Annotated in this window: 13 protein-coding genes; all 13 read right to left on the reverse strand. The window is 34.8% G+C overall.

Going from position 1 to position 14454, the window contains the following annotated elements; translation table 11 throughout:
• Positions 1-130 precede the first annotated feature (130 nt).
• Positions 131-1135 (reverse strand): MBL fold metallo-hydrolase, encoded by a 1005-nt coding sequence (locus tag QZQ55_RS03970; RefSeq protein ID WP_295090170.1) that lies wholly within the window; start codon positions 1133-1135, stop codon positions 131-133.
• Between the two features lie 73 nt (positions 1136-1208).
• Complete coding sequence (locus tag QZQ55_RS03975) at positions 1209-2894, reverse strand: DUF2207 family protein (protein ID WP_295090173.1); 1686 nt, start codon at positions 2892-2894, stop codon at positions 1209-1211.
• Positions 2894-3436 carry a LemA family protein gene (locus tag QZQ55_RS03980; protein WP_295090176.1) on the reverse strand — a complete coding sequence of 181 codons (543 nt, stop codon included), beginning with the start codon at positions 3434-3436 and terminating at the stop codon, positions 2894-2896. Before QZQ55_RS03980 ends, QZQ55_RS03975 begins: the two co-directional genes overlap by 1 nt.
• 96 nt (positions 3437-3532) lie before the next feature.
• The gene (gene carB / locus QZQ55_RS03985) at positions 3533-6730 is read right to left on the reverse strand and encodes a carbamoyl-phosphate synthase large subunit (RefSeq protein ID WP_295090179.1); all 3198 of its coding nucleotides are present in this window, start codon (positions 6728-6730) and stop codon (positions 3533-3535) included.
• 1 nt (position 6731) lies between these two features.
• Positions 6732-7799, reverse strand: a complete 1068-nt coding sequence (locus QZQ55_RS03990) for a carbamoyl phosphate synthase small subunit (RefSeq protein WP_295090182.1) — start codon at positions 7797-7799, stop codon at positions 6732-6734.
• Positions 7800-8025: 226 nt separating this feature from the next.
• Positions 8026-8892, reverse strand: a complete 867-nt coding sequence (locus tag QZQ55_RS03995) for an ROK family protein (RefSeq protein ID WP_270397860.1) — start codon at positions 8890-8892, stop codon at positions 8026-8028.
• A gap of 87 nt (positions 8893-8979) precedes the next feature.
• Entirely contained in the window at positions 8980-10182 is a 1203-nt protein-coding gene (ilvA, locus tag QZQ55_RS04000; RefSeq protein WP_295090185.1) for a threonine ammonia-lyase, read from the reverse strand.
• Positions 10183-10293: 111 nt separating this feature from the next.
• Positions 10294-11496, reverse strand: a complete 1203-nt coding sequence (gene ilvA, locus QZQ55_RS04005; RefSeq protein WP_295090188.1) for a threonine ammonia-lyase — start codon at positions 11494-11496, stop codon at positions 10294-10296.
• Positions 11497-11599: 103 nt separating this feature from the next.
• Positions 11600-11779 carry a DUF4250 domain-containing protein gene (locus tag QZQ55_RS04010; protein WP_295090191.1) on the reverse strand — a complete coding sequence of 60 codons (180 nt, stop codon included), beginning with the start codon at positions 11777-11779 and terminating at the stop codon, positions 11600-11602.
• Positions 11772-12590: a Cof-type HAD-IIB family hydrolase gene (locus QZQ55_RS04015; RefSeq protein WP_295090194.1), complete on the reverse strand. Its 819-nt coding sequence runs from the start codon at positions 12588-12590 to the stop codon at positions 11772-11774. The genes QZQ55_RS04010 and QZQ55_RS04015 overlap by 8 nt, the downstream gene beginning before the upstream one ends.
• Positions 12580-13008: a DUF188 domain-containing protein gene (locus QZQ55_RS04020; RefSeq protein WP_295090197.1), complete on the reverse strand. Its 429-nt coding sequence runs from the start codon at positions 13006-13008 to the stop codon at positions 12580-12582. The genes QZQ55_RS04015 and QZQ55_RS04020 overlap by 11 nt, the downstream gene beginning before the upstream one ends.
• Entirely contained in the window at positions 13005-13574 is a 570-nt protein-coding gene (locus QZQ55_RS04025; RefSeq protein WP_295090199.1) for a rhomboid family intramembrane serine protease, read from the reverse strand. Before QZQ55_RS04025 ends, QZQ55_RS04020 begins: the two co-directional genes overlap by 4 nt.
• On the reverse strand, positions 13571-14347 hold the full coding sequence (locus QZQ55_RS04030; protein ID WP_295090202.1) for a DUF5011 domain-containing protein: 777 nt from the start codon (positions 14345-14347) through the stop codon (positions 13571-13573). Before QZQ55_RS04030 ends, QZQ55_RS04025 begins: the two co-directional genes overlap by 4 nt.
• Positions 14348-14454: the final 107 nt, after the last annotated feature.

Raw genomic sequence — 14454 nt, forward strand, 5'->3', positions numbered from 1 at the left:
TCCCGGACTGCCTGTCTATAATACCTAAAATACAGGCGCTTGTAAAGTGTTTTTTGAAAAAAATTCAAAAAAAATTATTTTTCTTATTTTGAATCTTCTTTTTATGCATAAATATTATATAAAGCATGCATTATGGGTTGCATGCTTTACAAGGGATATAGCCTTCATTCTGCGCTTCTTTTGAAGAACTGAAATAGACTTTATTCTTATCACTGATTGTTTTTGCATACTGACAGTCTTCAGTATGATATTTCTTTGTGTTTCTAGATCCTATATATTGTTTTGATTGAGTAGTTCTAATTTCCTCTTTACCATTAAAGGTTAATTTGTTCTTCTTAGAAATACAACGAATCGTACCTAATTCATCTGTACGATAGACTTTCATATTATATCTAGAAAATCGCTGTAATGCTTCCTTATGAGGATGGCCATACATATTGTCTTTCCCACAAGAGACCACGACATAACTCGCCTTCATTCTAGATAGTAGATTATCGCTGTTAGAATAAGCAGACCCATGATGTCCAGCCTGGAAGACATCACACTCTACATTATTTAGTTTCTTTTCCATTGATTCTGCAGCATCACCTGTGAACACAAAACGATGATAACCATCATCATATCTCATGCATAAAGACGAATCATTATTATTTTGAGCCCCTTCTCCAACACCAATAAATTCAATAGAACCTTCCCCTACTTGAAAGATATCTCCTACCTTAGGCACAGTGATCTTCTTTTTCTTTTCTTTAATCGCATTTAATAGTTTCATATATGTATAAGAAGAAGAGGTTCTACTAGACATATATATCTTTTTTACATTTAACTGATAAATAATATTCTTTGCATCATTTATATGATCCGCATCACAATGCGTTAGGATTAATGCATCAAGAGTATTGATATAGTGTTCTTTTAAATAATTCAAACTGGCACCTTCATACCCATCACCATGTCCTGCATCAATAAGAACTGTCTGATTATTATTTTGAATAAGTGTTGAATCTCCCTGACCAACATTAATATAAGTTACCTGAGATTTAATGTTGTTTGATATTTCTTTCTTTGGAGTAGATTGTGTGCTACATCCTGTCATAAGCATTATCGATAAGAGTATACTAAATAGCTTCTTCATAATTTCCTCCTGTCACCCATTATAGACAACTATTTTTCTTCTACAAGAAAAAAAGACAGGAATAGACCTGTCTTTAACGGACACCGCCGCCTCCTCCTCCGGAGAAGCCGCCTCCACCACCACTGAATGATGATGAACCACCTTGTCCTGCACTTGCAGCTGAAGAAGCTGCACTCATACTATTATGTGCAAATGTATGTGTATAGTAGTAAATTGGAAAATTATTGTAAGTTGATGTTTCTTCATAACGAGGAATCGCAACCTTCAATTGTTTTTCTACACGATTCGCAATACCAAGTACTGCCGCAAAGATAAGATATTCATCCCAAAGTTTAACTTCAATGGCAGCTTTTTCTTTCATATTGTCTTCATCCTCAAGGAAGTTATTAAATCCCCATACATAAAGACATTGATCATATGCTTTATCTGTCCATACTGTACGATCATGTGGAATATTCCAGAATAAGATTCGTTTATAAACAGTCGCTGTTTTCGCATAACCATTCTTATTCATATAATCACTTGCGACATTGTCCACTTTAGTGAACCAGCTGTCAATCTTCTTATAGTGTTTACCACACCATTTCTGGAAAGCCTTTGTCTGAAGAACACCCTCTTTGGATGCAAGAATAAACATCTTATAAAGTGCTGTTTCCTGCTTGTTCTCAAACTTTGCATCTACATCAAGATACATATCATAATTCTTTTTCTTGACGATTGCGCCACTTTCATTTTCTCTAATTGTGATAATTCCATCGCGTACCCATTTCAAGATAAATCCAGACACAAGGTTTTCACGACTCTCATCGCCACTTATAATACCCAGCTTTTTAGCTAGGTAATAGAACAAGAATATATCTTTATTACATGGAATTTCTCTAAATGGAGTTACTTCTTTACCTTTAATTGTACGTCCATTCTCAAATACAACACCTGAATCTGAGAATACAATAACAGCAGCTATAATAAAGATAAGCATTACAATCACAAAGATGATGAAGATAAAGATCATAATCTTCGCTGCTTTTGACATGCCACCAGAATAACTAGATCCTTCTTTTGCATCCTTCACAACATCTTCAAACTTTTCACTTGCATGACGTTTATTAGGTGATGTATAAGAATTACTTTCAAGACCCATTAATAATTGCATCTTATTACTGCCCAAAGAGTCTGTTTTTAAAGTAACACCACCATTATCAAAATGCACACTACCTGAATAACCAAATGCCCAGATTTTTGCATTCTCTTTACTATAGGGTGTCATACCTGTCACATGAATTGTGACATCTGCAACATCCAATGACATATCACTAATAAAAGCATAGTTAATACCCTGCTGGTCCTTATACTGATTCACAAAATGCTCAATCTGGTAAACCATTGTATAAGAACGTGTCCCATAATCACCTAGACCAAAGCATAACTCATAGTGACCACCATCTTTAATCAAGCCACATTTATTAATCTTAGATTCTCTAGAAACATCAGAATCCCATAAACCGATATTTTTGTATGTTATCCCACGATCATCAGCAACACCAATAAGTGTCAATGGCTGATCATTCATACCATTGAATATTTTGTATCCTTCTGTCCCTTCCGATACATCCATATCCCATTTCTCTACAAATGTTGCTGTACCATTTTGATCAATCTGACAGGTAATGTCGATTTTGTTTACTTTTGTGCTTGATGCATCAACTGCAGTTGGCATTAACAGCAACAATACTGTAAGAAATGATAATAAGCGTTTCATCAGAATTGTACCTTTGGTACTTCTTTAGATGCTTCATCTACTTCAAAGAAGTTCATCTTTTCAAAGTGGAACATTGAAGCAATGATATTAGAAGGGAACATTTCTAACTTATTCACATACTGTTTAACATCATCATTATAGAACTGTCTTGCATAACTGATTTTATCTTCAGTTTCCTTTAAATCATTCTGTAAAGACATGAAGTTTGTATTAGCCTTTAAATCAGGATAACTTTCCTGAAGCATCATTAAACGACTTAATGATCTTTCTAATTCACCTGCGTTCTTAAGCTGTTCTTCTGGTGTAGAAGCAGTGATATAACTGTTTCTTGCACGAATAGCACCTTCAAGTGTTTCCTTTTCATGCTTTGCATAACCTTTTACAGTTTCTACAATATTAGGAATCATATCTGCACGTCTTTTTAATTGAACATCAATCTGTGCCCATGCAGCAAGGCACTTATTTTTAGACTTAACAAGTCCATTGTATGTTGCGATTGTATATAAAACGATTAATACAATCACCACTACCGCAATAATCATAATTACGTCCTCCTTTGTATATGCCTAATTATATCAACAAACACATGTGAAACATAGAAAAAAAGGCTATGATGCAAAATCATAGCCTTAAGGTGTTTACTTTAATTTTGTAATATCAACTAATGAAGTTGGACCCTGATGTCTCTTTTCTAGACAGTTGATTAATGCCTGTGCTGTATCTAATGATGTATAGATAGGGATACCTGCTTCAACTGCAAATCTTCTGATTAAGAAACCATCCTTTAAGTTATCATTTCTTGTAGGAATATCGATAACTAAGTCAACTGTATCAGTTAACATCAAGTCAAAGATTGTGTTAGACTTTTCAGCAATTCTGTTAACTCTATGAACTGGTACATCATGTTCTTTTAAGAAGTTATAAGTACCTTCTGTTGAATAAAGGTCATATCCGAACATATAGAACTGCTTAGCGATTGGTAAGAATTCTTCTTTAGAGCTGTCCTTGATTGTACAGATGATATTCTTTCTCTTTGGTAAGTTGATACCTGTTCCAATGAATGCCTTATAGATTGCTTCGTCAAATGTCTTTGCGATACCTAATACTTCACCTGTAGATTTCATTTCTGGGCCAAGTGAAATTTCAGCACCCTTGATCTTTTCAAATGAGAAGACTGGCATCTTAACTGCAACAGTTTCTTTTTCTGGCTGTAAGCCATATTCATAACCCTGATCTTTAATTGAATGACCCATGATAACCTTAGTTGCAACATCTACTACTGGAATATCTGTTACCTTTGAGATATATGGAATTGTACGAGAAGATCTTGGGTTTACTTCGATTACATAAACTTCATCTTCATACACGATAAACTGAATGTTGATTAATCCAATAACGTGTAGTGCTTTAGCTAAGCGCTGAGTGTAGTCACAGATAACTTTCTTGATTTCAGGCTTGATCTTCTGTGGTGGATATACTGAGATACTGTCACCAGAGTGAACACCAGCTCTTTCAACGTGTTCCATAACACCAGGGATAAGTACGCCGTTTTCATCACATACAGCATCTACTTCTACTTCCTTACCTGATAAGTACTTATCGATAAGAATTGGATGTTCCTGGAACTGACGGTTGATGATCTTCATGAACTTCTTGATATCACCATCATTTAAGGCAATTTCCATACCTGCACCACCTAATACATATGATGGACGTACAAGTACTGGGTAACCTAATCTATTTGCAACTTCTAATGCTTCATCTACAGTAAATACTGTTGCTCCTCTAGGACGATCGATTCCACATTTTTCTAAGACTTCATCAAAACGTTCTCTATCTTCTGCAGCATCTACGCTATCAGCTGAAGTACCAAGGATAGGAACTCCCATATCCATTAAGTCCTGAGTTAACTTAATAGCTGTCTGACCACCGAACTGAACGATTGCGCCATCTGGTTTTTCAAGTTCAACAATGCTCTGAACATCTTCCTGAGTAAGTGGTTCAAAGTATAATCTATCAGCGATATCGAAGTCAGTAGAAACTGTTTCTGGGTTGTTGTTGACGATGATTGTTTCATAGCCAGCAGCTCTTAATGCCCATACACAATGTACTGAACAATAGTCGAATTCGATACCCTGTCCAATACGGATTGGTCCTGAACCTAATACCATAACCTTCTTACGAGCGTTATCAGGTTTAATTTCATGTTCTCCACCATATACTGAATAGAAATATGGAGTTTCAGCATCAAATTCTGCAGCACAAGTATCAACTGTCTTGAATGCAGCAGTGATATTGTTTTCTAAACGATAATCATGAATTTCATTCTTATCTTTACCAGTTAAGTCTGCAATAACTCTATCTGGGAATTCAACTCTCTTAGCAGCTTTTAATAATTCTGGAGTTAATTCTTCTGTCTTTAATTTATTTTCGATTTCTACAAGATGTTTGATCTTATCAATAAACCATGAATCAATCTTAGTGATATTATGGATCTCTTCTTCAGTAATGCCCTGTCTTAATGCTTCGGCTACTGCGAAGATTCTCTGGTCATCTACATCTTTTAATTTAGTTCTTAAGTATTCTGTGTCTTTACCTTCCATTTCAGGAATTGATAAATAGAATACATTCTGTTCAAGTGAACGTAATGCTTTCATTAAAGCACCTTCGAAGTTATTACAGATTGCCATAACTTCACCAGTTGCCTTCATCTGTGTACCAAGTTTTCTTGATGCACCATAGAACTTATCGAATGGCCATTTAGGAATCTTACATACGATATAGTCTAATGTTGGTTCATAAGAAGCATATGTCTTACCTGTTACAGCGTTCACGATTTCATCAAGTGAATAACCTAATGCAATCTTAGCAGCTAACTTTGCAATTGGGTAACCAGTTGCTTTAGAAGCTAAAGCTGAAGAACGGCTGACACGTGGGTTAACTTCGATAACACAATATTCAAAAGAATTTGGATTTAATGCGAACTGTACGTTACATCCACCCTTGATATTTAATGCAGTAATGATGTTTAAAGCAGAGCTTCTTAACATCTGATATTCTTTATCACCTAAAGTCTGAGAAGGAGCTACTACGATAGAGTCACCAGTATGAACACCTACTGGGTCAACGTTTTCCATATTACATACTGTAATACAGTTACCATTACCATCTCTCATTACTTCGTATTCGATTTCCTTCCAACCGGCAATACATCTTTCAATTAAGCACTGAGATACACGTGATAATCTTAAACCATTAGTACAGATATCATGTAATTCTTCAGGTGTTTCAGCAATACCTCCACCAGTACCACCAAGTGTATATGCTGGTCTTACTACTACTGGGTAACCAATCTTTTCAGCAAATTCTAATGCATCATCTACATGGTTAACAACTGTTGAAGCAGCCACTGGTTCATGGATTCTTTCCATTAATTCCTTGAATTCAAGACGGTCTTCTGCAAGCTTGATTGTAGTTGTATTAGTACCGATAGTACGTACGTTATGTGCTTCTAAGAAACCTTCATCATCAAGTGCCATTGCGATATTTAAGGCATTCTGACCACCAAGAGTTGGTAAGATTGAATCTGGTTTTTCTTTTAAGATTAAGTTCTTAACAACAGGAACTGTTAAAGGTTCAATATAAACATGATCTGCAATATCCTTATCAGTCATGATTGTTGCAGGGTTAGAGTTAATAAGAACGACTTCAATTCCTTCTTCTTTTAATGCACGACAAGCCTGAGTACCTGCATAGTCGAATTCAGCTGCCTGTCCAATAATAATTGGTCCTGATCCAATAACAAGAACCTTTTTTATATCTTTATTCTTAGGCATTCTACTTTCCCTCCATCATCTTAATAAACTCATCAAATAAATATTCAGTATCTCTAGGTCCAGCATTTGCTTCTGGGTGGAACTGAACAGTTTTGATATTCTTATTTAAATATTCAACACCTTCAATAGTGCCATCATTTACGTTTCTAAACCAAGCTTTAGCCACTGCAGGATCAATTGAATCATCCTTGATGACATAGTTATGGTTCTGTGTAGAGATATAAACACGGTTAGTGTCTAAATCCTTAACTGGATGGTTTGCACCATGATGTCCATATTTTAATTTTTCTGTCTTGAAGCCATGAGCAAGAGCCATTAACTGATGTCCAAGACAAATTGCGAAAATTGGCATACCGCTTTCTGATAATTTCTTCACTTCAGCAATAATATCAGTTACTTCAGCTGGGTCACCAGGACCGTTACTTAACATAATACCATCAAAGTTACCTTCTAATACTTCAGAAGCAGGTGTAGTAGCTGGGAATACTGTTACTTCACAGTTTCTCTTTGCTAATTCATTCGCAATATTACGTTTAGCACCAAAGTCATATAAAGCAACTTTCATTCTGCCTGTACCAACAGTATATTTTTCTTTACATGTACATGCCTTTACAACACCCTGTACCTTGAATGCTTTAATCTTGTCGATGACTTCGCTTACTTCATACTGATGAGTAGTGATCATACCGTTCATACAACCATCATTACGAAGTAACTTAGTAAGTGCACGTGTATCAATTCCCTGGATACCTGGAATATGATTACGTACTAAATAATCATTTAAATCTTCATTCTTTCTAAAGTTAGATCCTAAACGTGATAATTCATTTACTACAAATCCTTCAACATATGGGTGTTCAGATTCCTGATCTTCTAAACATACACCATAGTTACCAATAAGTGGGTAAGTCATTACAACACTCTGACCTGCATAAGATGGGTCTGTCAACACTTCTACATAACCAGTCATTGAAGTATTGAAGACAAATTCGCTTATGACTTCTTTTTCATATCCAAAGCTTTCCCCTTCAAACACATGTCCGTCTTCTAAAATTAAATAAGCTTTCATAGTCAACCTCCTCAATTATGAAAAAGACATATCACCAATAGATGATATGTCCTTAAAATAAGAAATCTAAAAAATGAAAATAAGAACCCTTAGGAAACACGTTTGCGAAAACTGAAGTTGTCATAATTGTGTTTGCGTTCATATTCTCACTCCTTCTGTTGTAGTATAAACGATATTAAGATTGTAAGCAAGCAAAAAATGAATACTCAAAAATTTTTTTATTTTACTATTTTGAAGTTGTTAAATAGTGGTAGATTGCACCAATAATATTGGCATCATTCGCAAAGGCACATTTCTTTACAACAGGCTTAATACGTGCTGGTTCAACTTTGTCTATAATGATATCTAAACGCTTATTGATTTCATCAATTAAATCTTCTCTTACAGAGATACCCCCACCAATAATAATCACTTCTGGATCATAAGAATATTGAATATTATAGATACCTACTGCAAGAGCATAATAGAAACGATTGACATACTTCTTAAATACTTCATTTTCGTCGGCATGATCAAAGATATAACGTCCATCATATGTTTCACCTAGTTCTTTTTCTACACCTTTTACGATGGCAACTGTAGAATCAAGAGACCAATTGTTAAACTCAAGTGAATCTGCATCAAAGTTATTAATCATATAACCAAATTCACCACCATGAAGATGCTGTCCCTTATGAATCTTCTTATCCTTAATCACAGCACCACCAATACCTGTACCACATACAACAAAGCAGCAATCCTGATTATCTTTAGCGGCACCTAGCCATACTTCAGCAAGTGCTGCACAGTTGGCATCATTTTCTAGTTCTACACGTGTCTGTAATCTTTCTTCTAAATCCTTCTTTATATTAGGACCATGAATATAGTCAATCGCAGACGCACCATAAATCACACCTTCGTCACTCGCAACAGCCCCTGGCATACTTAACGCAATACCATCAACATCTCTTTCTTTATAAATAGTTTCAATAGCCTGATACATGTCTTCTAAAGTATCAGGTGTTTTAAAAGACCCCTTGTCAAATAAATGACCTTTTTCATCGCATGTTGCGTATTTGACAGAAGTCCCTCCTACATCAATTCCTAGTAACATATCAATTTCCTCCTATCTATAGGATATCACAAAAGAAATGCACAATAGTAAAATAGATTAAAAAAAGGAATAACGTTACGCTATTCCTTAGTTTACACGATGAATATCTAAACCATTCTGTTTAAATGTTTCAATTATTGTATCGATATGTGCTTCCCCATTTGTTTCACAAGTGACTCTTAATTCTACTTCAGAGAATCTTGCGAAGTTCTTGAACTGGTTATGATCAACCGCTACAACATTCGCATTACATTCATTTAATAGGTGTGCAACTTTTTCTAACTGTCCTGGAATATCTGGAAGCTGTACTGAGAATGAGAAGATTCTTCCTCTTTCAATAAGTCCCTTATTGATCATAGAAGAAATAGAAAGTACATCGATGTTACCACCTGATACAAGTGAAACAACCTTCTTATTCTTTTCATTGAGTTTCTTTAATGCAGCAAGTGAAAGAATACCTGAGTTTTCAGCTACAAGCTTATGTTTTTCTACTAATACTAAGAATGCATCCATTAACTCATAATCACTAACTGTGATAATACCATCTACATATTGTTTAATATATTCAAAAGGCTTTTCACCAATTGTCTTAACTGCAGTACCATCCGCAATAGTCACTGCTTCATTTAATGAAACGATACGATCTTCATTAATGGCAGCAAGGGCACTTGCTGCTCCTTCTGGTTCTACACCGATAATCTTAACTGTTGGTTTAATAAGTTTTGCCGCACAGGCAATACCTGAAATCAATCCTCCTCCACCAACTGGTACAAGAATAATATCTGCATCTGGTAGCTCTTCGAGAATTTCTAAGGCAATGGTTCCCTGACCTTCAATGACATCTTCATCATCAAATGGATGTACAAATGTATAGCCATGTTCCTTCTGCAATTCTACTGCCTTATTATAAGCATCATCATACACTTCCCCATGAAGTACAACATCTGCGCCAAGTGCTTTAGTCGCATCTACTTTAATAAGTGGTGTATGAGCAGGCATAACAATTGTAGCCTTAACACCTAACTGTTGGGCGGCATAAGCCACACCCTGCGCATGGTTTCCTGCACTTGATGCAATAAGCCCTCTAGACTTAGATTCATCATCCATCTTCATAATCTTATTATAAGCACCTCTGATTTTAAAAGCGCCTGTTCTCTGTAGGTTTTCCGGTTTGATATAAACAGTATTTCTACTTTCTTTAGAAAAAGCTGGGCTATAAATCAAAGGTGTAGGAAGAATGACTTCATCTACTCTCTTCTTTGCTTCTTCAAAATCCTTTAGTTCTAACACATAAATCCCCCTCTCAAAAATCTGTTTTTCACATTATATCACCATTATTATTCTATTAAAACTAAATTTTTGTTTAATTCGAGAGAAAAGGAATAGCTTCACGGCTATTCCTTAGTTGATGCGCTGGATTTCAAATCCATTCTTTTTAAATGTTTCAATAATAGAAGCAATATGCGCTTCTCCATTTGTTTCACAAGTAACTCTTAATTCAACTTCAGAGAATCTAGCAAAGTTCTTAAACTGGTTATGGTCTGCAGTCACAACGTTCGCATTACATTCATTTAATAGATGTGCGACCTTTTCTAACTGACCTGGACTATCTGGTAATTGTAATGAGAATGAGAAGATTCTCCCTCTTTCAATTAATCCTTTATTGATCATAGAAGAGATAGAAAGTACATCGATATTACCACCAGAAATAAGTGATACAACCTTCTTATTCTTTTCGTTGAGTTTCTTTAATGCAGCAAGTGAAAGAATACCGGAGTTTTCAGCTACAAGTTTATGTTTTTCTACTAGTACTAAGAATGCAGCCATTAATTCATAATCACTTACTGTGATAATACCATCTACATATTGTTTAATATATTCAAATGGTGTTTTACCAATTGTCTTAACAGCAGTACCATCCGCAATAGTCACTGCTTCATTTAATGAAACAACACGATCTTCATTAATGGCAGCAAGCGCACTGGCTGCACCTTCTGGTTCTACACCAATAATCTTCACTGCAGGATTGATTTTCTTAGCTGCACAGGCAATACCTGAGATCAATCCTCCACCACCAACTGGTACAAGAATAATATCTGTATCTGGTAACTCTTTGAGGATTTCTAAAGCAATTGTTCCCTGACCTTCAATAACATCTTCATCATCAAATGGATGTACAAATGTATAACCATGTTCCTTCTGTAATTCAACAGCCTTATTATACGCATCATCATACACTTCACCATGAAGAACTACATCTGCACCAAGTGCTTTAGTGGCATCTACTTTAATAAGTGGTGTATGAGCAGGCATAACGATTGTTGCCTTAACACCTAACTGCTGTGCTGCATAAGCCACACCCTGAGCATGGTTTCCTGCACTTGAGGCAATAAGTCCCCTAGACTTAGATTCTTCATCCATCTTCATGATCTTATTATAAGCACCTCTAATCTTAAATGCGCCAGTTCTCTGTAAGTTTTCTGGTTTGATATAAACCACATTTCTACATTCTTTAGAGAACGCTGGACTATAGATCAAAGGTGTTGGAATGATCACTTCATCTACTCTCTTTTTTGCTTCTTCAAAATCTTTTAGCTCTAACATTTTATATTTTTCCTCCATATATTTATATTTTTAACGTTATCACGTTATTTTGGTTCTAAATAAAACAAATTTTAGGCAAAATAATAAGAGTGGTTATACACTCTTATTTGAACTGATTTGATTTGTATGTGTAATGGTAACCAATAGCTTCCATCTTATCTACGACATCCTGCATAGGAATATGATAGTCATAACATAAGTCCGCAAGATCTTCATATTGGTCTCTGAGTTTCATATTTAACCAGCTAAGTAACATCACTGGATCTTTAGGCATTTCATTCATCTCTTAATTCCTCCTCTAGTTTCTTCAACATATAGGCAATTCCATCTTCATCATTTGATAAAGTCACAACATCGGCTCTCTCTTTCACTTCATCCACAGCATTCGCCATTGCAACGCCACATCCTGCATATTCAATGAGTGATAAGTCATTGAATCCATCACCAAAGGCAATCACTTCTTCTTTTGTAAGATGAAGCGTCTTAACAAGCTTATCTAAAGAAGCAGCCTTATCAATATTTGGTGCCATGACTTCAATAAAGAATGGTGCAGAACGGTAAATACTTAAACCTGGGAATGCACTCTTATAATCCTCTAATACAGAAGCGACATGTTCAGGATCTCCTGTACATAATACTTTATTAATAGGATCTCTTAAAATTGATTTAAAAGATTCAGTTTTTCTAATTTCAATATCATTGATGTGTCCTTCAATATTGACATACTGATCATCTACATCTTCAGTATAAACAGCATCATCATAATATGTCATGATTGCAAGATTATGTTTTTTTGCTTCATCATATGCTTTTTTAGCCTGTTCGACAGTCAAACGCTGTTCAAACATAGTCTGCCTTGTTTTCGCGTCCATCACCTTAGCACCATTGAATGATAATAAATATCCTTCATATTTTTCTAATTCAAGTGCAGCTGCTTCATGTCTTAAACCAGGTGTTGGTCTACCAGATGCAAGAACTACTGTTACACCTAACTGCTGTGCTTTAATAAGTGTCTGACGTGTTTCATCAGTAATTTTATTTTCTGAATTCTTTAATGTACCATCTAAATCTAATGCGATTAACTTATATTTCATTTGATATAATCCCCTCTATTGTTTCTAAAAATCTCTTTCTTGTTTCTTGTGTACGTTTCTTTGGTCCTTTGACAAGTTGATGCTTACGCATCTTTCCATTGATATAGCGTATCATTAAAAGTGAGTCTATATTATCAGAATCAATAATAAACCCTGAAGGATGAACAACAATCGCACCTTTTGTAAGAAGCATACCTGCTTCACCATAATCCTGCGTAATCACAAGATCACCCTTCCTCACATCTCTCAAAATAGCATAATCAACATTATCATTGCCCTGATCACATATAATAACTGATTCATAATCAAAGAAATGATTCATATCACAATACACTATCATCTTTATATCATATTTATCACACAAAAAAGCGATTTTTTCAATATCTGGTGTTGCATCTCCATCAATTAGTATTCTCATATTACTTTTAAGAGATACATAATATACATAGTGAGGTATCCACCAACTAATCCACCTACATGTCCTATCTTAGAAATACGAGAATTCATAAGAGTAAAGGCAAGGTTAATCGCAATACAAGGTAAATAGCCTCTTAATAAATCAAAGAAAGCACCACCTTTAAATAAACCTAAACCAATCATCGCCCCTAGGAAGCCATAAAACAAACCACTTGCACCAATTGTGATAGAGTTGTCCGCATTAGAATCTCTAAAAGAATAATAATAAGTAGCCAATGAACTCATCACAATAGAAACTAAGACAAGTACTAAATAACGTACTGGTCCAAGTATTGTTTCAAATAAACGTCCTAAATAGAAAATACAGTACATATTCATAAATAAATGAAGAAATTCTGTATGAATAAAGGCAGACGTAATAAATCGCCAATATTCTCCTCTATTTTTCACATATGGTGTATATAAAGCACCTAAATGCATTGCTTCTGATGTTTTATTGTCCTTAGAAAAATAATTAATATAAACAAAAACTGCTATACATATCGCCATAAAGATATATGTGATCATTCAATAACCTCCACTACTCTTGTAACTTTCGCCATATTCTTAGAACTATCAGTGACTGTATATGTTAGAGTATAACGTCCTACAGTATTAGTCTGTACTTTACCTGTAACAACAATCTTATTTGTTAAGTCACCATCTTCATTATCATATGCAGTAACACCTTCTCTTGTATTAAAAGCATCACCGATATGAATCACTTTATCTTCTGCCCCTTTAATAACAGGAACAACCAAGTCATTAGCAACAATGACTTTAATACGCATTGGAAAAGACGTATTACCTTGTTCATCTCTTACAACAACACGTTCAATATATGTACCTACTTTTTCATATGATTTTTCTTTCACAAGTTCTTCACTATTTTCTTTTTTTAAGAAATAAACCTGTGTTAAAGACGCATCATTGACTTCAGCTACTGTATTTTTTGCAGCGAGAGGTTGATTAGGATTTACATAATAAACAATCTTTTTAAGTTTTACTGTTGGTTTTTTTGTATCTACAATCTTAATCTTAAAATCATAGTCACGTCCTGCATATTCAATACTTGCATTATAGTTACCCACTTTATTCAAATTAACACGTTTTAAATTTAAAGTAAGTGATTTTTTTATTCTATCTGGACAGATGACATAATCATCAATATTCTGTGATACTTCCTGTCCTAATTCATAAGTAAATACTGTCTGTTTCAATTCAAAAGTTGCCATAGTCGCAATCTTATAAATAGAAAATGATTCAAGGAAAATAAATAATAGTAAAATGACAGTAATCAACTTGTTCCTCCATTTCACTAGTATCACCTCTTTCGTTCCTCCATTATACTATAAAAGATATCTGAATGACAAAAAAGATGATGCGAAACATCACCTTGTTTGAAAAT

This window comes from uncultured Catenibacterium sp. (assembly GCF_900540665.1).
Classification (GTDB): domain Bacteria; phylum Bacillota_I; class Bacilli_A; order Erysipelotrichales; family Coprobacillaceae; genus Catenibacterium.